A 22,369-nucleotide genomic window follows, 5' to 3' on the forward strand; every position below is an offset into this window, starting at 1 on the left:
GCCGGCTCGACGTCGTATCGTAGGTCGGCAATCCTTTCCCGACACACGCTCGTCGGCAAAGGATTGCCGACCTACCACGACACCGTCGCTCGGTCCGTGCGGCGCGCCCCACCGGCGTCTGGGCGCCCTCGCGACGAAGGGGGATAAGAAATGCGGGCTAGGCATGCCGACGCTCCGTGGTCAGGTTGTCCGGTTTCCGGGCTCCCGATATCGTCTCCAGGGCGGCCATTTTTTCCGAGCCGAACCAGTACATGTCTTGACGGCCGTAGACGCACAGGTGCTGGCCGGTTATCCAGTCGGCCTCCGACGACGCCAGGAAGGCCACCGCGTCCGCAACCGCGTCGACCGGGATCGATCGCGCCCGGTATCCCGGCGGCGTCATGTCGGTGTCCACGAACGCCGGGCAGACGGCGTTGACCTGAACATTGTGCGGCTTCAGTTCCTCGCTCAGCGACTTGGTAAGGCCCAGAACCGCATGCTTGGAGGCGGCATAGGCGCTGAACAGGGGGTAGCCGATGTGGCTGGAATCGGAACCCAGATTCACGATTTTCCCCCTGCGCCGCTCGATCATGTGCGGCGCCACGCTCCGACACAGATGATAGACGCCGAACAGATTGACCTCGACGATGCGCTTCCACTCATCCGGCGAGGAGGTCGCCAAGGCGGACATTCCGGTGATTCCGGCATTGTTGACCAGCACGTCCAGATGACCGAAGCGGCGGAGGACTTCGCTCACCAAATGTTGCACCTCCGCGAGGTTCCGCACATCCGCCGGAATTACCACAGCGGTGCCGCCACTGCCGGCGATTTCCCGGGCAACGGCTTCAAGCCCCGCCCGATCGCGGGCGGAAAGCGCCACCGCAACGCCCTGACCGGCGAGTTTCAGGGCGATCGCGCGGCCGATACCGCGGCTCGCACCGGTAACCAGCGCCACTTTGCCTGCCCAGCTGCCGGAGCGTGCCGACAGCGGAATTTCTTCCAGCCGGGGCGTTTTCAGCGGTATCAAGGCGGGAGGTTCGCCCGTCATCACCGCCGGCAAACTCGCGAGGCGGAGCCCCGTCGGCGAATTCGCGTTTTCGCTCAGGTCGGCCAGCAACTCCAGGTAGCGCTGGCCGAGGCGCTTGATGGTCTCCCCCTTGAAAAAGTTCTGGGAGTAATTGATCTCGACGTGGAGTTCGCCTTCGACCATGGAGAGGAAGATCTCGATGAGGGAGATGCGCTGCTGGCTCGGGGGCGAGTAGCGCTGATCCCAATCCGTATCGACGAACTCGAAGATGTTGGATTTCGGTAAGCTCCGGTTTCCCAAATAGTTGACGCGCACCGGGGTCAAATTGTTGTCCGGATAGATGTGCGCGGGCAGCTGGCGACCTACCACATCGAAACTGACGCCGTTCAACGGTGCTTCGGAAAAACCGCGGACAATCCGGCCGATCAATTCACTCCAGCTTTCCCCGGAGACCAGATCCACGGCAACCGGGAAATTGACGGCGTAATTGCCCACGCTTTCGTACAAAGCCAGGCCGTTGCCCAGATCGCGTCCGTGCGAGCGATGGCTGAGAACCACCCAAGACTGGCCGGTCCATTCGGACATGAGCCGGTACGCCGCCGCCAGCAGGAGATGATAGAGCTGACCCTGGAGATGCTTGCGCGCCTCGTTCAGCGAATGAAAGTCCGAATGGCTGAGTAGAAAACGCTCGCTGGCGGAAGAGGCCTCGTCATTCGCGCCGAGATGATGGTCGACCGGCACCTGGAACGCGTACTCCCGGCTCGGAAAACGAGTACGCCAATACTCCGCATAACGGCGCTGCGCCTCCTGCTGCGCCGGTTGGGCCAACCACTGCACGAAATCGAAATACGACGGCGGCAGAGCGGGGAGTTCCGGCGTCTGATCGACCAGCAACTGCCCGTAAATCTGCCAAAGCTCTCGGAACAGTATGCTGTTGCTGACCAGATCGCTGATCATGTGGTGACCCACGATAGTCAGATCGTATGCGTTCTGATGCTCTTTGATGACGAGCACCCGCCACAGCGGAAACCGGTCGATACGCAGTTCATCCGTGATTTCCTTCACCAGCCGCCGGATTTCCGCGCTGCGCTGTTCGGCCGTGAGGTGGGAGCCGTCGTAGAAATCGAGGCTGAATTCCGCCTCGGGCGGGGCCACGGTCTGCCGCCATTCGCCGTGCTCCTGGTAAAACAGGGAACGCAACACGGGATGGCGCCGGGCAAGGACGTCGATGGCCTTGCGGAAAACGTCGACATCCAGCGGCTGCAAATAGCGGAATCGGGTGTAGCCGGCCCATTGGTAAGGAGGCTGGAAGAAGTGGGTGATCCACAATTGAGCCGGCCCCAGGGGCAAACCGGCCGTCGGATCGGCGAACGGCAGCTTCGCCTCCGGCGCGCCGGGCACCGCCTTGCCGGGGGGCGCGTTGCCGGTTTCCGTCCACTGTTTGAGAACCTTGCGGTCCAGTTTGCCGTTGTGATTTTTCGGCAAAGCGTCGGCCTGACGAACCTCGTGAGGCAGCATGTACTCGGGAAGTTGTTTCGCCAGGGCGGAGCGTAGTTCTTTCAACGGAATTTCGCGGCCGACCAGCCAGGCCACCAGCCTCTTGTGCCCGTCGGGTGTGTCGACGGCGAGCGCCGCAGCTTCGCGTATACCCGGCAGAGCTCCGAGAGCGGTTTCGATCTCGCCCAGCTCCACCCGGAAACCGCGAATCTTGATTTGACTGTCGATGCGCCCGTGGAAGTCGTAGCTGCCGTCCGGCAACCGCGAGACCAGATCGCCGGTACGGTATAGCCAGCGGCTGGGTATGCCGGAGAAAGGATTGTCACGGAAACTCTCGCGGGTCCGCTCCGGATCGTGGAGATAGCCCTGAGCCAACTGCACGCCGCCAATCCAGAGTTCGCCCACGCCGCCCTCCGGTACGGGGCGCATGTTCTCGTCCAGCACCAGCAGGTAGACCTCCGGCATGGCCGGCCCGATCGGGATGCGAAGCGTCCCTTCCCCCGGACGGGAGTGCATCAGATGTGCCGTCACGTCGATCGACGCTTCGGTCGGGCCGTACAGGTTCGCCAGGCCCACCCGGTCGCCGCAGCGGTCGAACCAGCGCTGCACATAAGCCACTGGCAGCGCCTCGCCGCTGAAAATCAGCCATCGCAGGTGTTCAGAGCGGAGCGGTTTATCCTCGATGGCCATCAGGAACTCGCCGAACAGGGAAGGCACGAAGTGCATCGCGGCGATCCGCCGGGTCTCGATCCAATCCGCCAGCCGCCAGGGATCGCGCAGCACGTCCGCGCCGACCGGGCACACGACTCCGCCGTACATCAACGGCCAGAAGAGTTCCCATACCGAGATATCGAAGCAAATGGACGTTCTCTGGGCGACCCGTTCGCCCGGCTGAAGCTGAAACAGCTTTTGATGCCAGACCAGGCGATTCATGTAACCGCGATGGGCCAGGGCCACGCCTTTGGGAGTGCCGGTCGAACCCGAGGTATAGAGCACCACCATCAGATCGTCCGGGCTGTTCAGGCATTCGAGATCGTGTTCCGGATAGCTCGCCCAGGCCGCGCGCCCCAACCAATCGCGATGGCCGCCGCTATGGGAGTCGGCACGATGCAGGCCGGCGTAATCGCAGTCCATGAGCAGGAAGTTGCGGGCCGGCAAGGCGGCGGTTACCGCTCCGCCCATGGCTTCCAGGACGGCTTCCTCGGTGAGGATGGTGTCGACGCGGGCGTGCCCCACGATGTATTCGATGCGCGCAGCGGGATAGGCCGGATCGAGGGGGACGTAGGCGCCGCCGGCCTTGAGCACCGCCATCACCGCCGTCGCGAAATTGGGCGAGCGGGTCAGCAGCAATCCCACCACGATGCCGGGCCGCACGCCGCGGACTCGAAGGAAGTGGGCCAGCCGGTTCGATTCGGCATGAAGCCGGCCGTAGGACAGTTCCTCGTGCTCCGCTTGCACCGCCAGTGCTTCCGCGCTGCGGCGGCATTGAGCCTGCACGTACAGATACGGGATGGGAGGCAGCTCCTCCGCAGCAGGTTGCGGAATCGAGAGCGGGGCCAGCGGAGCTACGGTGTTTTCGGCGGCGGTTCCGCTTCCATGGGCGGCACCCGTTCCCTGCAACAGGGCCGCAATTTCCCGCAACCGCCGGCATCCCAACAGGGCGCGGGTGTCTACCCGCCCCATCTGTTGCTGCAGGCGGCCGACGATGCGAATCCGCTCCAACGAATCCAGGCCGAGCTCGGATTCCAGATCGTAATCGAGTGCCTCGGCCCCCACCGCGCGATGCATGACTTCCTCGGCGATTCGCAGCAATCGGGCCGCCGTCAACTCGTCCAGCTTGGCGACGGCGCAAGGTGCGGGCACGGCGAGCCGCTCGGCGACCTGTGCCACGGCGCCGATCTGGCGGACGAATTCCTCGGCGATGGAGGCCACCAAATCCCGAGCGAAGTAGTCCGCATCATAGTTGGCGGTCATGTTGAACCGGCCGTGGAAGACTTCCACCAATACGTCCAGCGTACCGGGATTGGTAGAGGTCGCGGCGTGATATTCGACGACACGTAGCGGCCCGCACGCCTCCTCGATGTGGGTCTGACCGATGTAAGGCAGATACAGGTTCGACTTGATCGTGGAGCGGATCAGGGTCGCCAGCGGCTCGCCGACGCGACCGTCCTGGAGGCGAAGTTGATCGATTGCCGCCACGGCTGCTTGGCGCGTTTGCGCCCGGTCATAACCCGCCGCGATGCCGCTCTCGATGCTCTCGTGTACCTGCGGCAGATAGTTCTCGAAAGCTTCGCCTTCTCCGGGCATCGGTAGCGTCAAGGCCAGATTCTGGGCGAAACAACCCACCATGTGTCCGGCGTCCGTGCCGGGGTAAACGCGTCCGCTGGTGGGAATGTTCAGGATCACCTGTTTCAGATTCGGATCGAAGCGCCTGAGAGCGCGCAAGTAGGCGCCGACCAACAAGGTGTTCACCGGCAACCGCCATTTGCCGGCGGATCGGAGCAATGCCGCCGTGGTTGCGGCATCCGCGCTGAAGTGGTGGGTCCGGTTGGCGGCCCGTGGATTCTTCGGCAGTCCCTTCTTTTCCGGACTCCAGAAAAAACGGTCCTTGCCCTGGGCGCGGAGAAACGCTTCGAGCGTTTTTTCCGCCTCGGGATCCCGCCAGGCATTGATGCATTCCACGGTCTCCCGATAACGCTCCAGGGAAGTTCCGGGCGGCAGCGGCGCGGGACGTCCCGTCGCTGCGGCACCGTACAAAGTGACGAATTCGCGCATGACCAGCTGATTGCTGAGACCGTCCGAGAATACGTGATGGTTCGAGAAGACCACCTCGTGGAGATCGTTCGCCAAGCGATAGGCGCTGAATTGATGCGCCGGCCATTGATCCAGCAGCCACTCCTTGTCCAGCAGACGATGGGTTTCGTCGTTCAGAAAAGCTTCGCGGTCGGGAGCATCCAGGTGGCGCAAATCGGTCACCAGGACGGTCGGTGCGGTCACCCCGTCCAGCACTTCCAGGCGGTATTCCTTCAGGCTGTGGCACCCCGGCGGAATGACGAAGCGTGCCCTGAGCATCGGGTGACGCTCCAGCAAGGCGTTCCAGGCGCGGCGCGCCGCTTCCGCGTCAAACGGACCTTGCAGGCGGACTCTGGAACTGAGGCTGCACGTGCAGACCGCCCAATGGGAGACCAGGAACGGATACTGGGAGAACAGAATATCCACCGGCCGCACCGCCGGTTCCGCGGCCTGTGGTTTATCGGCCGATACATCCGAAACCGCGCCTGCGGCGCACGGATCGTCCGATTCGACGGCTGCCGGAGCCGGAGCGTTCTGTTCCGCACCTCGAATCAGGGCCTCCAGCTCGCCCAGAGTCTGAATACCGAACAGCGCGCCGGAGGCGAGCTTGGCGCCGAAAGCATCCTGGAGTTCCGCGGGCAATGCCGAGCCCAGAGCGTTCATGAGCTCCACGGTCTTGATCGAATCCAACCCCAGGTCGCTTTCCAGGAACATGTCGTCCGCGAGCTCGGACGGATCGTGTCCCGTAATTCCGGCGACCACCTCGCGTACTTTTCGCGTCAAGTCATCGTCGGCCTCGGGCGCGGTGGCGGCGGCTTCACTGCTCTCCATGGCACCGATCATCGAGACCAACTCCCCAAGGGTTTGCAGCTGGAATAATGTCCCGGCGGCGAGTAGCGAGTTAAAAGGGTCCCGCAGGTGGTCCGGCAGTTGAGGCGGAATGGCGTTCATCAACTCCACGGTCTTGATCGAATCCAACCCGAGATCGCTCTCCAGGAATTGGTCCGGCGAAAGATCGTCCGGCGCGTGTCCGGTAACTTCCGCCACAGCCTTGTACACACATTGCTCAAGCCGGGCGGCGGGATGGTCTTGCATGGTCTTAAGTCCTCACGTATTCAGCGTATTCAGCGTATTCGTCATTTTTTCCGTTCTCGGAGCTTGCGAAGAAACCGTCGCGAGCCGCCCGCCGTCGTCCAAGAAGCCCACTCGTACAAGGGAGTACGGCGAGCACATAAAAGGCGATGGCGGGTGGCGCAGACGGTTTATTCGCACGCTCTCAGGAATGCTCGTTCAAAGGCTCCCGGGGAAGGATGATCCGGTTCAATTCGTCAAGGAGGGCGGTGGCTATATTCTGCTGAGGCTCCTTGCTCGCAGTTGCGCCCTGGGAATGCGCGACTGCCGGCTCCGGCGCGGCCGCGATGTCAGCGGTCTCTTCCACGTCCACCGGAGGAGGGTCGTAGAGGAATTCCTTCCTCTCGAAGGGATAAGCCGGCAGCAATACGCGGGTAAGCACGGGAGAACACAGGGGGCGCGTATCCAATCTCAAGCCCTCGATGTACAGCCGCGCCAGTGCGGTCAACAAACTCTCGTCGCCCGGCGCCGCCCCGATCATCCGTACAAGTCCTTTCCCCTCGCCGCCTTTGCCCCCCAGAAGGACGGTTCGCAAGCGTGCATCCGTCGGAGGCTGTACGCTTTCGGATGGGTTTCTCGCAGCGGAGCGCAACCGAATCGCCCATTCCGGATTGTCCACGGAGATCTTTCCGTCGATCGTGTGAATTGGAATTCGCCAGATTTGATCGCCGGCACCGTTCTCAGGAACCGCATCGCCCCCGTTCAGCAAGGCTGCGGCCGAGGCCGGACTTAGCCAGCCCGCTACCGCGGCGGCGACCGGGCTCAAGGCTCCCTCGGCCCAAAGGCCGGCGGGAACCAACTCCAGCTCTCGCAGCAGTCGACCCAGTGCGTACTGTTCCGCCGCCGCCTGCAGGCGCGGCACGGTTTCGTGTCCGGGAGGAAGTACAGCCCGGAAATCGGTCCAGGCGTCGGCAAAGACCGAATACCGTCGCGCCAGCGTATCCGCGGTTCCCTCCGGCCACGGGCAATCGTCGAACACCCATGCCATCGCGGGCGGCTGCTTCGGATTTGCGCGCCCCGAGAGAAGCCGGTCGTGCTTGCCCGATCCGGCCACGGAGGCCAGGACCGCCAAGAGATCTTCCCGTCCACGTACCACCGCCGCAGCGCGGAAATTCATTTCCCTTTGGGCGCCATTGAGTGAACAGGCAACCTGCTCGGCAGATATCGATGGGTTTTCCTCGAGATGCGCATGCAGTGCCTTGGCGTAGGCGCGCAGAGTGCTCTCCGTGCGCGCCGTCAGATACAGGAGTTGCGGATCGGAAAGCGGAACCCGGTCCATGCCGGTAGGCTGATCCACGGCGCGGGGAGGCTCCTCCAGAATCAAGTGGCAATTAGTCCCCCCGAAACCGAAGGCATTGACACCGGCCCGCCGCGGCTGTCCGTTCCCGGTCCACGGCCGGCCGTGGCTGTCCACGACGTAGAATGGCGAAGCGTCGAAATCGATGTAGGGATTGGGCTCGCTGTAATTGACGGTGGGCGGCAGATAGTCGTGCCGCATCGCCAAGAGTACCTTGATGACGCTGGGGATTCCCGCGGCGGACAGCATGTGGCCGATGGAGGATTTCACCGAGCCGATGCCGCAGTATCCGCGCCGGTCGGTGAACTGGCGGAAGCCTTTGGTCATGCCTTCCACTTCGACCGGATCGCCCAGGGATGTGCCGGTGCCGTGGCATTCCACATAGGAGACCGTGGCGGGGTCGACCCGGGATTCACGGTAGGCGCGGGCGATGCACTCCGCTTGACCGGCCGGGTTGGGCGCCGTCAGGCCGGAGGAATGTCCGTCGTTGTTCATCGCCGAGCCCAGGATCACGCCGTGGATGTAGTCGCCGTCCGCCATGGCGTCGGCCAGCGATTTGAGTACCAGGGCGGCGACGCCTTCGCCCAGGACCATGCCGTTGGCACGGCGGTCGAACGGATAACACCGGCCGTCGGGCGACATGGCGTTGACACGGCTCAGAAAAACGAAGGGGGTGGAGCCCATGTTCAGATAAGCCCCCCCGGCCACGGCGATGCGCGACTCGCCGGAGCGCAGGCTCTGGCAGGCGAGATGCGTGGCCACCAGGGCGGCGGAACAAGCCGTGTTGACGATCAGGCTCGGGCCGCGCACGTTCAGCCAATGGCTCAAACGGCAGGCGATCTCGTTCAGCCCGTTGCCCGCTATGGCGTCGGACAGGAGTTCCGCGGGCTGCAAAACCTCACGGAGCGCGTCGTCCCAATCGGCGCGTGCCCCCATCGGAAGTTGACGGTACCAGTCGGTGCTCCTGATCCGGTCGCGCAACCGGCAATAACGCTGCTGGTTGATGAAATGTTCCGCGTAATAGTTCTGCTCGCATCCGACGAACACGCCGAGGCGCTCGGCACGCCCTTCGCCGGCGTAACCCGATTGTTGCAGCGCTTCGTAAGCCACTTCCATGAAAATCCGCTGCTGCGGGTCCATGGCCTTGGCTTCGCGCGGCGAAATACCGAAGAACTGCGGATCGAATTCGTGCGCACGTTCCAGGAAACCGCCCCACTTCGAGTAACTACCGTGGGTATGGCGGTTCACGGCATCGAAATAATCCTCGGGAGACCAGCGGTCCCGCGGCACCTCGCGTATTTCGCACCGCCCTTCCGCCAGCATGTTCCAGTATTCGTCGGAGCTGGCAGAACCGGGCACCCGCAAACTCATGCCGACGATGGCGATGCGGTCATCGGTGCGACGGTCGGAGCGGGATGCGGCAGTGGTCGTAATGGTTATGGTCCGAGCGGGGCCAGGCTCCTGCGACCGGGCAAGGAACTCCGGGCCGTGCTGGTTTTCCAGATGGCGCGCCAGGTCCAGCGGTGACTGGAACTCGAACAACAGAGTCGGCGTGACATGCTGGCGCAGGATCGCTGCCAGCTTCTCCGCGATTTCGACGGCCCCCTTCGAGTCGACACCCAGTTCATGAAACTTGCGGCCCGAATCGATCTGTTCCGCTGCTACGTTCACATAAGCGCCTGTGAGCTGGCGTACCAGCTCCAGCCAGTCGGCGGCCTGCACCGCCAGGGCGGCGCGCGGAGCCGGCTCGACGGGCTCGGGTACCGGGGAATGTGCCGCTGGCGCCGCAGCTGGCGCCGGGCTTTCCGCCTCCGCCTCGAAGTCGATGACGTGCACTACCGAGGCGCCGGGAATAGCGAGCGCGCGCGACAAGGCTGCACAGGCGGTTTCCGGAACCAGGGCGCGCAAGCCCTTGCTGCGGACCAGCGCCATCAGGCCGGCGTCGCGACCCATGCCCTTCTCGTCCCAGAGCGACCAGTTGAGCGCCAGGGTGCGGCCTTTCGCCCCGGAACGGTTTCGCCATTCCGCGAAACCGTCCAGGAAGGCGTTGGCGGCGGCGTAATCGGTCAGGCTGGCCGCCCACAGCGGACAGGTGGCGGCGATGGACGAATACAGGATGAAAAATTTCAACGGTTGGTCGGCCGTCAGTTGATGAAGCAGCCAACTGCCCTTGACTTTCGGAGCCAACACCGAGCGTATTGATTCGACGCTCTTGTCGGTGGCGCGGAGAACGTTGCGGTCGACCACTCCCGCGGAGTGGATGATGCCGTCCAGCCGGCCGAAGCGTTCCCTAAGGCGCCTTATGGCTTTCGTCATCGCTTCGGAATCGGCGGCGTCGGCCGCATGGTAATCCACCGTTGCGCCCAAGGATTCGAGCTGGCGGATCAGCGCCACGCGCGGGGCATCGGGATGATCGGCCGGCAGGGCGTCCCACTCCTGCCGCGCAGGCAAAGGCCTCCGTCCGGTGAGGACCAGGTTTATCCGGGCCGATCGCGCCAGGGCAAGGGCGGTTTCGGCTCCGATCCCGGCGATCCCGCCGGTGATCAGGCAGGTATCGCCGTCCTTGAGCAGCGGTTCCGAAACGCCGGTTTCGTTGTAGACCGCGCCGAAACGGCGCTGGAAGCGCAGAGAACGGCGAATCGCAAGTATCTCCCCGCCGAATTCCGCCGTTCCCAGTTCCGCAAGAATGGTATCGACGTCCACATCCGGAGCCGCCGGCGCGGTATCCAGATCGGCCGCCTTCAAGACGAGATGTTCGTTCTCCTCCCCTAATCCGAGAGCGAATGTAATCCCGAGCAACTGGTACGGATCGGGTGCCGGCTCCAGGCTGTCCAGAACATGAGCGCGCCGGGTCAACCAGAGTATCCGGCACGGTTTTATGGGACTCGGCTCGTGCATCGCCTGAGCCAGGAACGTCAAACTGAAGAGGCCGGAGTGCAGGGCAGCCTCATCGTCTCGCGGCGCGCCCGTCAAATCCGCATTCCAGGCATGGACCACCGCAGCGGGGGCACCGTAGTCTGCCAGCACCGATTGCCATAACTGCCGGTAGTCGCCCGCATCCAAATGATTGACCGTGAAATTCCCGCCGTCCGCCGAGAAGCCGGCCCCCGGCCGCACCACCAGAAGCGGGCGGTCCGGCCCCACACGGATGCGCAGAGCCGCGAGCCAGGCCGCTTGCCCCTCGCCCGCAAACACCAATAGGGCACCGGGCGGCAGCGGGACGGAATCGCCTCGCGGCGTTTGAGGCCATTCCCAGCGATGCAGCAATGCCTGGCCTTGTGATTCGGCCGGCGGCAAGGGAGGCAGACGGTAGACTTTTCGTTCGAACGGATACGCCGGGAGAGGTATGCGCCGTCCCGGAAAATCCTCGCCGAGCATGCGCCAATCCAGGTTAACCCCCGCCGTGTAGAGAGTGCCCAGGGCATCCAGGAAGGTTCTGGCATTTTCCCGGCGACGATCCAACAAGGCCGCCAAGGTCACGCGCTCCCCGGCCAGCACGGTGGCGACCAAATGGGTCAGAACGCTGTCAGGACCGCATTCGACGAAGGTGCGAATGCCGCCGGCATAAGCGGCGCGTATGCCCTGCTCGAAACGGACGGGTTCAAGAACATGCCGCAGCCAGTAATTGGCGTCGGGACCGTTGGCCCCGAGCCAATCGCCGGTGATATTGGAAATGATGGGCAGCCGCGGCGCATGCCATTCCACTTCGGCCAGCACCTTGGAGAACGGTTCGAGCATGGGCTCCAGGAGCGGCGTGTGAAACGCGTGGGACACTCGCAGGGGCTTGACGCGGCGCCCTTCGATTTCGAGTATGCGGGCGAGTTCGGCCACGGCATCCCGATGGCCGGCCACGACCTGGTGCGATCCGTTGTTGGCCGCAAACCATACGCGTCCGCGATAGTCCTCAAGATGTGCCGACAGCTCATCGGCCCTCGCGAATACCGCCAGCATCCCGCCCTGCCCCGGCAACTCGGACATGAGTCGGCCGCGCGCGGCAATGACCTTGGCGGCGTCGGCCAAATCCACTGCGCCGGCCAGGCAAGCCGCCACGTACTCGCCGACACTGTGCCCGATCAATGCGGCCGGACGCACGCCCAGCTCCAGCAAGGCGCGGCCCAGGGCGTAGTCGGCGACAAACATCGCCGGCTGCGTGATTTCGGTTCGCGCCAATTGCTCCGGATTGGCCTCGGGGTGATAGATCGCGGTCAACAAAGGCGCTTCCAGCCACGGATCGAAGGCCGCCGCGGCCTCATCCATGGCCCGCCGGAAGCGCGGCCAGAGTTCGTAAAGCTGGGCGGCCATACCCGGATACTGCGAGCCCTGGCCGGTAAACATCATCGCGATCGGCGGAGGCGATTCCGTTTCCGTGGGCTGGCGTTTCTCCAGCCCCTTGAGCCCGTTGGCGAGCTCGCCGAGCGATTCGACGACCAGGGCATCCCTGCACGCGTAGTGATTGCGTCGGCTGTTCAAGGTGGCGCAGACGTCGGCGGGATCCAGTGCGGGCCTGCGCTCCAGGTAGGCGGCGAGATGCTCGCTCGTGCGATTCAGGGCGGATCGATTCCGCGCCGAGAGCAATAACAGATGATAGGGCCAGACGCCTTTCGGCTTCTCGCGCGCCACGCCTTCCTCCACCACCAGATGGCAGTTGGTGCCCCCGAAACCGAAGGAATTGATGGCCGCCCGCCGGGCGACACCTTCGGGTACTGTCCACACGCGGGTCGAGGTCAGGGGCAGGAATGGCGTCTTGGCAAAGTCGATTTGCCGGCTGGGCTCGTTCAGATTGATGTTTCCCGGCATCTGCCGATGCTGCAAGGCCAGCACGACCTTGATCAAACTGGCGATTCCCGCGGCGCTGAGCAGATGCCCGATGTTCGCCTTGACCGATCCGATCGCGCAACTCTGCCGGGCCAAGCCGCCAAAGGCGTGGGTCAGGGCGCGGATCTCGCTCGGGTCTCCCAGCGGAGTACCGGTGCCATGGGCTTCGACGAACTGTATGGAAGCGGGATCGATCTTGAACTGGCGGTATACGGCATCGATGACCTGGCGCTGGCCGTCTGGGTTGGGCGCCATGACCCCAAGGGATTGCCCGTCGTTATTCACCGCCGAGCCGCGAATCACCGCCAGTACCGGGTCGCCGTCCGCCAGCGCGCGGGACAGCGGTTTGAGCAACACCGCACCGGCGCCTTCGCCCAGCACGAATCCGTCGGCCGAAGCATCGAAGACGCGGCACCGGCCGCTAGCCGACAGCGCGCCGGCGCGCTGGAACAACAGGAACGGCAAATGGCTCAGGGTGAGGCTCACGCCGCCGGCGACCGCCATCGAGCACTCGCCCTGGCGCAGGCTCTGGCATGCCAGATGCACCGCGACCAGTGACGAGGAACAGGCGCTGTCGATGGTGAAACTGGGACCTTTCCAGTTGAAGGTATGGGAGACACGCGCCGCGATCATGTTGAGCAGATTGTCCACCGCCGTATTCACGTGCAGCGAGAACCGCCCGAAGCGGGATTGCCACTCCTTGAGCAGTTCGTCGCGTTCGCTGGGCGGCAGGCGACGCAGACTGGCGAAGCTCTCCAGGGCGTCGCCGCACAAGGCGTTGACCAGGAATTCCATGTGATTGTTGTGGCTCGCGCCGATGAACAAACCGACGTCGGCGCCATCCAGAGCCGGCCTGGAGTAGCCGGCGCGCTCCAGGGTCTCGGCGGCCACCTCCAGGAACAAACGCTGCTGCGGGTCCATGTCGGTGGCTTCTTCGGGGCTGATGCCGAAGAACTCTGCGTCGAAGGCGTAGACGTCGCGCACGAAGCCGCCGCGCCACCAGTCCTCCCGACCGCCTTGCGGCAGCGCGAAACGGTCCGCGGGCACGGCGCCGATGGCTTCCCGGCCCTGGCTCAGAAGTTCCCAATATTCCTCCGGCGAATTGCTCCCCGGAAACCGGCAGGCCGTGCCGATGATCGCGATCGCGTCTTCCTGCGCGTCGCCGGTGTCCGACGCGCTGGCCGCCACGGCGGAGCCGGGCCGTCCACCCAGCCAGTCCGCCATCTGACGGACGGTGTGACAACGCAGCAGCAGTTCATGGTCCAAAGGCCGGTTCAGCCGGTCTTCCAGCCGCCCCAAAATCTGCACCGCCTTTATGGACGTGCCGCCCAACGAACGAAAGGCTTGGTCCGGATTGATCCTAGCGGCCGGAAGGCCGAGCACGTCCGCCCAGACCTCCCGGACCAGATCCGTCAAATTTTCGGTGCCGGAAACGGTCGATTCGAGCGCACCGCTCACCAGGTCGACGCCGCAATGGCGTACGGCGTCGTAGTCGCCCCGCTGGAACTCCTCCAAGAGCTTGTAACGCTGGAGCTTTCCGCTCGTGGTTTTGGGAATGGCTTTGACCGGTACGACGTAATCCAGCGCGACGTTAAGCACCTGGTTGACCCTTTGCCATACCTCGGCCATGACGGCCCGCCCATCGGGACTGTCCGGGTTGCGTATCGCGAGGAAGATCGCCGTTTTCTCCTCGCCCGAGTCGGGGTCCTGCCAGCCGCAGGCGATGGTCTTTCCGGGGTCTACGCCGTTAACCGTTTCCGCCTGCGCTTCGATGTCGTGGGCATAAAAATTCTGCCCGTTGATGAAGATAATGTCCTTGGCCCGTCCGCTGATGCACAGGCGCCCGTCGATCATGAAACCGAGGTCGCCCGTATCCAGCCACCCGTCGTGAAACGTCGCGGTATTCGCGGAAGGGTTGTTGTAATAACCTCCGGTCACATTGCGGCCGCAGATATGGATGCGGCCGACCCGGCCTTCCGGAAGCACCTGCCCGTCGCCGTCCACGATGCGGATCCCGCAGCCCGGCACCGGGTAGCCTTCGTCAACGACCGCGATGGAGTTTTCGCCATGGGGCTCGGCGCCTGCCACCCGCCCCTGCGCCAATTCCTGGCGATCCAGCCAGTGCACCCGCGGAAGCGTTCCGGGCGGAGGGAAGGTCACCGCCAGACTCGCCTCGGCCATGCCGTACACCGGGTACATGGCCTCGGGCCTGAGCCCGCACGGGCCCAAGGTCGTCATGAATTCCTCGATGACCGCAGCGGCAATCGGTTCCGCGCCGTTATAAATGTTTCTGAGGCACGACAAATCCCAGCGCTTCAGGTGGTCCGGTTTCAGTTTGCCGAGCAGATGGCGGTAGCCGAAATTGGGAGACCCCGTTACTGTCGAGCGGTGCTCGCTGATTTTTTCCATCCATAGCGTGGGTTTGCGAACGAAGGTGAACGGGGTCAGGTTCACCTGCTCGATCCCCAGGGCCATGGGAACGAAATGGAAACCGATGAGCCCCATGTCGTGGTGGTACGGCATCCAGCTCAGGAAGGCGTCGCCTGGACCGTGTTCGGCTCCGAAGATGATGCCCTCCAGATTGGTGATCAGATTGGCGTGACTCACCATCACGCCCTTGGGGGTCCCCGTGCTGCCGGAACTGTACTGTATGAATGCCAGGTCATCGGGCCGGGCGAGATCCGGATCCGCGAGCGTAGAGGGTTCCGCAAGGTCCGTAACCGCCTCGATACGAATCGAGTTTTCCCCCAGAGCCTGCCGCAGCACGGACTGCTGCTCCGCCATATAGGCATCGGACAACAACAGCGGTCGGTCCAGCTGTTTCCAGATCGCCTTCAGCTTCATGAGAACCGCATTGTCGTCCGTGAGCGATGGCGGATAGGCCAGCGGCGCGGGAATGATGCCGCCCATCACGGCCGCCCAGAAGGTCACCACGAAGTCGTGGCTTTCCCGGAACATCAGCATGACCGGATCGCCTCGCCTGAGCCCCAGGGCCCGCAAGGCGCCGAGCCGCATCCGCGCCTGCTCTGCAATGGCCTGATACGAGAAGCGGGTCTCGTGACGCCCGTCCCGGACGAAGACAACCCCGCGATCGGTGGCCGCGGCGCGCAACAAAACGTAGGCCAGGTTTTCCTCCGGGCATAGCGTTCCCGGAGCGGGACGGGGCTCGATCAAGGCCGCCTTGTCGGCAGGCCGGCCGGTGAACAGTTCGATGAGTGGCTTGGACATAAGGCTTCTCCGACAGCGTCAATTCGAGTTTTCACCCATGCGCCCGGCTGGACTCGCGGTGAACACGGTGCCCCCTCCGGCACCAGCGACCGGCGGGTGTCCTGTTCCGGCATAGTCGGCATCCAGGGCAGTGAACTCGCTGCGCCCGGCGGCGTCGGCGGCGGAAGGAACAGGGTGGCCATAGCCGCCCTTCCCCGGATCGCTTTCGCTCGCCCCGGCTAGCCCGGATTTCTCGCACCCCTTCGTCGCGAGGTCGTCGAGACGCCGCTGTGGCGTGCCGCACGGACCGAGCGGCGGCGAAGGCGTAGCCGACTCTACGTCGAGCCGGCGCGAGGGAGTACGGTGCGCCACAGCGAGTGGATCGGCGTCCGCAGTAGGAGGGGTGTGAGAAATGCGGGCTAGGAGACGGCGCGGCTTATCGATCAGGGACAGGACGGCCGGCGTGATGGACAGGTCGGCCGCCAGGGCGACGACCAGGAACAAGCCCACCAGCAAGCCCTTGTAAACGTTCGGCATGAAATCGCCGAACAGAAACACGCAGAACGCCAGAACCAGCACCGCCGTGGTGAAGGTGATGGAAATGCCCACGTCGGAGAACGCCTCCCCGATCGCCTCGCGCGCGGTGTGCCCGGCCCGCCGCGCCTCCCGGTAATGGCTGAAGAAATGGATGGTGTCGTCGACGGCGATACCGTAACCGATGCTCGCCACCATGATGGTGCCGATATCCAGGTAGATGCCGGCCATGCCCATGAACCCCAGGGCAACGAGGACGGGCAGAAAATTGGGCAGCGTGCTGGCGAGGCCCAATTGCCAGGAACGGAACAGCAGGCCGATGAGAACGGTCACCCCTACCACCGACACGGCGAATGAACTGATGAGGCTGTCCGAGACATTGTTGCCCATGTTGGTGTACAACACGTCGCGGCCGGTGAACTCGACCTTTACGTTCTTGAGATTCTTGGCCGCCCAGTCGCTGATGATGTCCATGTTTTCGCGGCTGGCGCGGGTCGGGACCAGGGCGCGGATCACAGTCACGCGGCTCGCGGAATAATCGACGTTGAAACGGTCGTTGATGTCCTGACCCACCGGCACCGAGAGGCTGTAGAGGAACAAATATTGGGCGATCGAATCGTTGTCATCGGGAAGGGTATGGAAACTGGGGTCGTCCTCGTGCAGGGCGCGATTGACATTGCGCAGCACGGTGGACAGGGAGTAGACGTTGCTCAGCCCGCCCGGCGCTTCCTGGGCCAGGTACTGCGTGAAGGCATCCAGGTCGCGCATATACTCCACGGTCTTGATGGAATCCGGGCCCTTGCCGCGTACGACCAGCTCGTACACCGCCCCGCCCGAGCCCTTCTCCTCCAGGAAATGGACCGATTCGGCGAACCAGAAGCTGGAGCGGAAATAGGACACCGGATTGGAATCGACCGTGAGCATCGGCAGGAAAGCCGCAAAGATGCCGATGAAGACGAGCCAGCCCAGGACCACCTGCCTGCTGCGGTGTATGGACGCCCAACGCAGCCGATCCAGAAAACCCTTGAACCACTCGGAATCGAAGACGGGACGCGGCGTCTTTTCCGGGAAGAAACTCAACAGCGCCGGCAGCAGGGTCAGAGTCAGGAACAGAATCAGCAAAGTGCCGCAGCCGGCCTCGAAACCGAACAGCTTGAGAGGAATGATGGTGGCCGTGAAATAGAAGGAGAAGAAACCGATCGCCGTCGTGACCGAGGTCATGACGATCGCGCTCAGATTGATCCGCAGCGACTCCTTGACGGCGTCCCTGGAATTCAGACCCTTGCGCTTGGCTTTGACGAACATCGCCGCCATATGGACGCAGCCCGCCACGGCGATACCGATGAGCAACTGCGGCGTCGTGGTGGTGACCACGTTCAGTTTATGGCCCACGAGTCCGGTAAGGCCCATGGCGCCGATCACGCTCAGGAGAGAGATGCCGAGGGACAGCAGGACTCCGAGGATCGAGCGGAACAGGATGAACCACACCACACCCAGAATGACCAGCAACAGCGGGACCAGGAATCCCATATCCTTCTGCGCCACCTGGTCGAAAGCCTGGTCGGTGATGGGACCGCCGGCTAGGTAAAACTCGTAGCCGCTCCGGGCTTTCTCCTCGTCCAGGATTTGCATCAACTGGTTGTAGACCTTCGCCGGCAACTCGGGCGTCACGGCGACCGGCGCGATGCGCGCTCGAATGATGCCGACTTTCCGATCCGGGGAGATCAGAGAACCGGTCACCAGCGGGTCCTGGTCGATATAACTCCGGGCTGCCGCGATGCGCTCCGGGGTGACCGGCTTGTCGCTCGGGAACAGCGCCTCGGCGCTGAAGCCTTCGGCATCGCCCCGCAACGCCTGGAAGTTGGAAAGCGAATCCACCCGGATCACGCCGGCTACGTGCCAGAATTTGTCGGTAAGACGCTGGATGGTTTCGAGGGGCTTCGGCTGAAGAATCCCCTGCGGCTCTTCGAACGCCACGACGAACATATCATCGTGGCCGAACTCCTTGACGAAAAGATCGTAGCTTTTTAGATAAGGGTCCTCCTCGTCGAACCAGATGCGATAGTTCGAGTCGAAGGACAGCCTTCCCAGAAACCCGCCCAGAAAGACGATCACGGCAAGGCTCGCCACGATCACCCAGATCCGGTTCCTGATGACCCAGTTGGCGTAAGCCGTTACCAGTTTCTTCTCACGCATAGCATCCCGCCGAAAATTGAATTAAAAACTGTATCTCAGCCGCACCCGAAAGGCGCCGTCACCGTCTTCGTCCTGATCCGGGAAAACGAAAAACCCGAAAGAGTCCGTATACGTCACCTCGAACCGGAGCTGCTCGACGATGTCACGGGCATATCGGGCTCGCACGAGCCAGGTGCCGGCCGGCTTGAAATTGTTTATGGCCCCGACCTCGAACTCCTGGCGGGCCAGGTCGTTGACCGTCAAACGAAAACCGGTGAAAAGGCTGTTCTCGAGTATCTGGAATCTGACTTGCCCATCACCGACTTTCCCGAAATATTCGGTAAACAGCGTCAAATCGGATAGGCCGACAATCGCGGGAAAGGTGTATTCCAACCCCGCGGTGTAAAAGAATCCCGGCGCAAGCAGTTCGGTCTCGGGAAAGCGATAGAATCCCTCTCCCTTGACGATCAGGCTCTCGATAACTTTGGTGAATTCAAAACCGAGGCGGTTGGATTTGTAGGGGGTCCCGATCAACTTCGTCCCCGCCTCGTTCATATCGAAAATCGGCAGCCTTTCGATGACGTTCGCCCAATTCAAGGCAAAATCGAAGCCGTCGCCTGCATAGAAGTAGCGGATCGCCCACTGGTCCTCGAATCGTTCCGCCGGTTCGCGAATCGGAGCACCGCCACTGAGACTGTAGAAGTTATCCGGCCCCGGAAAGCTGTCGGGAATGTAGTAGGGAATCGAATACGCACTGATATCGCTGTTATCGAATTTCCAACGGAATAGAGCCGCAGGTATACCGATTTTGCTCGGCTCGATCACATCGTCCCGAAAATCCCTAGGGTTGAGTACGTCTATTCGGTTTACGCTCTCCATCTGGCCCCAGGTGAAAATCTGATTTCCAATCCTAAAATCCCAGTTTTCTGTGCTGTATTCGACCCACGCTTCGTTGAGGCGAATAGTATTTTGTCGATCATCCATGAAGTCATAGCGGGCAAACGGCGCTATAGCGGCGTGCCAGTTTTCTCCAATGCTTACTTCCGATCGAAAGTCGAGTCGTAATGCGTGATTCTGCTCGATCTGCCCAGGAAAAAGAGGCGTCTCAGGATACTGATAAGTCTCGTAATCGAAGCTGCCCGCAATATTCAGCTTTTCCATCCAAGAACCGATCCCGGATAGACCTTCTGAACTGGTTTCGCCCTCACAAAACCCAAATTCCGGTGACAACATCAAATAAAACCCCAAAGCAGTTATTAGCAGCTTTAACAAGAATGCCCCTAATTCAATTCCAAATCCTGCACTTGCTGAAAAAGCCTGCTGAAAGGGCATGGTCTTTTCCGTGAAAAATAGAGTTTCAGCCATCCGATGCTTTCGTTAGGTATATTCTCGATCGGAGGTTTTTAACAGACGCTCAATTACCTTTGGCAAGACCAAGGAAAGATGGCCAGATCGCTGGAGTAACTAACGTCCGTCCAAAGTACCAATGCCGTTAAGTTAAGCCGTCATTCCAATCGCAAACGGTCGTTCTGGGAGCGCCAGAACGCCCCTTCCGGCAGGGATTGCTCACCCCATCCCTGGGGTTCGTCCTACGGACCGTGCTCCGCACGTCCAAATTTGCTCCTGGCAAATTTGTGCCGGACAAATCGGCAGGATGGCCGATTTGCACGCGAAGCGCCCGTAGGGTGCCGCACAGGGACTGTGCGGCATGAATCCAGAGCACAGGGAAGTGACACGCCTCTGCCATCCATGGCTTCTGGACCCCGGCATTCCAATCGCAAACGGTGTCTTCGGGAAGGGCGTGGCCGGCGCTCCCGGCCAGGCCGTTTGCGATTGGAAGGGTCATCCCAGCGCTCCTGGGATGACCGTTTGCGATTGGAGCACCGAAGCCACCCTTCCCTGCCGGGGTGACGTCATTCGCCTTAATTTAACGGCATTGTCCGAAGTACAACTCTTCTTGTTTACCGGTTTTATAGAAATGCCCAAGACTCTATTTCAACGCGGCGATTCAAGCCCCCGAACCGTAAACATGCTCGCATCGGTGGGAATTTTCAGCTTGATTTCGTCAAAGCTAAGCGTTGATGCTTTCTTGGTTTGAACGTTTCTGACCGTAATTTTTTTGGAGCGCCAGATTCCCTCAACTTGGTGATGCCCCTCAAGGAAACGCTCTTTGATAAGTTCCCCTTTTCGATCGAAATACTGGCTTTTTGCCTCTTGCAAATTGTCCTTATAGCGCCATCTAATAATCTTCGAATATCCCGAGTTTGAGTTTTTCGGCGTCCGCTCCATGACATAGCAGTCTTTTCCATCAACCGTATCGTCACCGAGATACTTGAAGTTGTACTTTTCGAATTGACGGACTACGAGATCTTCATAGGCAAATTCAGACCCCATGAAAGAGCCGCTTTTGTTGGAGGATGCAATCCGCTTGGCCCGCTTGAGTGCCGGCAAGTACAGCCATTGATCGTCGTCTTCGGCGCCCTTTTCATAGGTAAGCAGAGCGGTATCCTTGATATCCGGCGGAAAAGAGAACCTTACGAGTGTCTTGTCGTGCCTATCCGGTTCCTCATGCCCCCAGAAATCCAATTTCCTCTGGGATTCCTGGCCTTCCGCATTGATCAGGGTCAAGGTCATCTTTCGGAATTCGCCGATGTAGCCGGCCTGGATTTCGTCCGCCTTCCGCTCGATATCGAGCGCCTCGATACCGGGCGTCGGCGGGCGCATATCGGCATTTGCGAGCATTGAATACTGAAGGAACAGAGTTCCTGACAGACTCAAAAGAATTCCGCGGATAAAACTCGAAACCGAGTCAGAACGGGCGACGTGAGCCCAATTGGCAAATAACTTCGGAGTGAAGTTAAGCGTACGATTTTCGATATGGCTCATACTGACACTCTTGTAAAAAAACGGTTTCTTTGTATATAGATGTTTTCACCAAGCGCCAGTCCAGTTTTTAAGGGCGGAATATATTGGTGAAGCTTCGACACTATAAAGAGGAATTGTTACAAATTTGATAGTGTTATTGTTGCAGTTTGATGTAACGATGATCTGACTTTGAAAGGACAGCCCAAGCTAATACCAGCAGTTGGCGACGAAACCGGTGAACACTAGGGCGATGTTGGGATACGGACTCTAAGTAATCGGAATTGCAATCCGGCGATTTAAAACGGAAGCGCAATCCGATTGTCATTTAATTTAAATATGACGCGAGTATTAAGGAACAAAAATAGTATTGAAGCCAACGTTACGAAAACTGCATGGCGGTCAAATTATTCGTCACAAAACTATCACAAAGCCAGGTATAGATATTTGGATCAACGAGACGCAAGAACTGATTTTGATATTTCTGCCGATATTTTTGATTTCTGATTCTTAGGGAATCTCTGAATGAATCGCCATGGCAAGCTTGCCCCAGGCTACTGGAGTGGTGACTTGATAAAACAAGCCAGCTTTGCCTCGTTGACGTTTGATGCCAAGAAAAAACAGACCCGGCGGGAGAAATTCCTGGCCGAAATGGAACAGGCGGTGCCTTGGGACGCGCTGTTGGCGGTCATTGAGCCGTATTTCCCCAAAGCTGGGCGTCGGGGTCGTCAGCCCATGCCACTGGAAGCGATGTTGCGGATCTACTTTCTGCAGCAGTGGTATGCGCTGTCCGATCCGGGCATGGAAGACGCCTTGTACGAGATTGAGTCGATGCGGCGGTTCGCCGGGCTGGAACTCGTGGAAGACGCGCTGCCGGATGAAACGACCATCCTCAACTTCCGTCGCTTGCTGGAGCGGCACGAGTCGACTGCCAAGCTGATGAACACCATCAATGATGTGTTGGAACAAAAAGGTCGTTTGCTCAAAGGCGGCACGATGGTGGACGCGACGCTCATTCATGCCGCCCCGTCGACCAATTTGGTTTTATTCAG

5 protein-coding genes and 1 pseudogene are annotated in these 22,369 nt (G+C 61.3%); 1 reads left to right on the forward strand and 5 read right to left on the reverse strand.

Annotation, left to right across the window (positions count from 1 at the left end):
- Positions 1-157 precede the first annotated feature (157 nt).
- From ACR2TX_RS21435 to ACR2TX_RS21455, 5 genes are all read right to left on the reverse strand, one after another.
- A complete protein-coding gene (locus ACR2TX_RS21435; protein WP_434130680.1) occupies positions 158-6,391 on the reverse strand; it encodes an amino acid adenylation domain-containing protein in 6,234 nt (2,077 codons plus the stop codon).
- Positions 6,392-6,572: 181 nt separating this feature from the next.
- Positions 6,573-15,767, reverse strand: a complete 9,195-nt coding sequence (locus ACR2TX_RS21440; protein ID WP_434130681.1) for an SDR family NAD(P)-dependent oxidoreductase — start codon at positions 15,765-15,767, stop codon at positions 6,573-6,575.
- Positions 15,768-15,785: 18 nt separating this feature from the next.
- A complete protein-coding gene (locus tag ACR2TX_RS21445) occupies positions 15,786-18,476 on the reverse strand; it encodes an efflux RND transporter permease subunit (RefSeq protein WP_434130683.1) in 2,691 nt (896 codons plus the stop codon).
- A 21-nt stretch (positions 18,477-18,497) separates the two neighbouring features.
- On the reverse strand, positions 18,498-19,616 hold the full coding sequence (locus tag ACR2TX_RS21450) for a DUF1302 family protein (protein WP_434130684.1): 1,119 nt from the start codon (positions 19,614-19,616) through the stop codon (positions 18,498-18,500).
- Between the two features lie 834 nt (positions 19,617-20,450).
- Positions 20,451-21,083, reverse strand: a complete 633-nt coding sequence (locus ACR2TX_RS21455) for an outer membrane lipoprotein-sorting protein (RefSeq protein ID WP_168175531.1) — start codon at positions 21,081-21,083, stop codon at positions 20,451-20,453.
- An 807-nt stretch (positions 21,084-21,890) separates the two neighbouring features.
- On the opposite strand from ACR2TX_RS21455, the pseudogene ACR2TX_RS21460 reads away from it, so the two are divergent.
- Positions 21,891-22,352, forward strand: a pseudogene (locus tag ACR2TX_RS21460) (IS5 family transposase); the annotation flags it as partial.
- Between the last annotated feature and the right edge of the window lie 17 nt (positions 22,353-22,369).

The sequence above is a fragment of the Methylocaldum sp. GT1BB genome (assembly GCF_051027545.1).
Classification (GTDB): Bacteria; Pseudomonadota; Gammaproteobacteria; order Methylococcales; family Methylococcaceae; genus Methylocaldum.

Bases quoted from the DNA above. Each gene is read 5' to 3' on its own strand.
- ACR2TX_RS21435 (WP_434130680.1), bottom strand. From the start codon at position 6,391: ATGCAAGACCATCCCGCCGCCCGGCTTGAGCAATGTGTGTACAAGGCT.
- ACR2TX_RS21440 (WP_434130681.1), bottom strand. From the start codon at position 15,767: ATGTCCAAGCCACTCATCGAACTGTTCACCGGCCGGCCTGCCGACAAG.
- ACR2TX_RS21445 (WP_434130683.1), bottom strand. From the start codon at position 18,476: ATGCGTGAGAAGAAACTGGTAACGGCTTACGCCAACTGGGTCATCAGG.
- ACR2TX_RS21450 (WP_434130684.1), bottom strand. From the start codon at position 19,616: ATGGAAAAGCTGAATATTGCGGGCAGCTTCGATTACGAGACTTATCAG.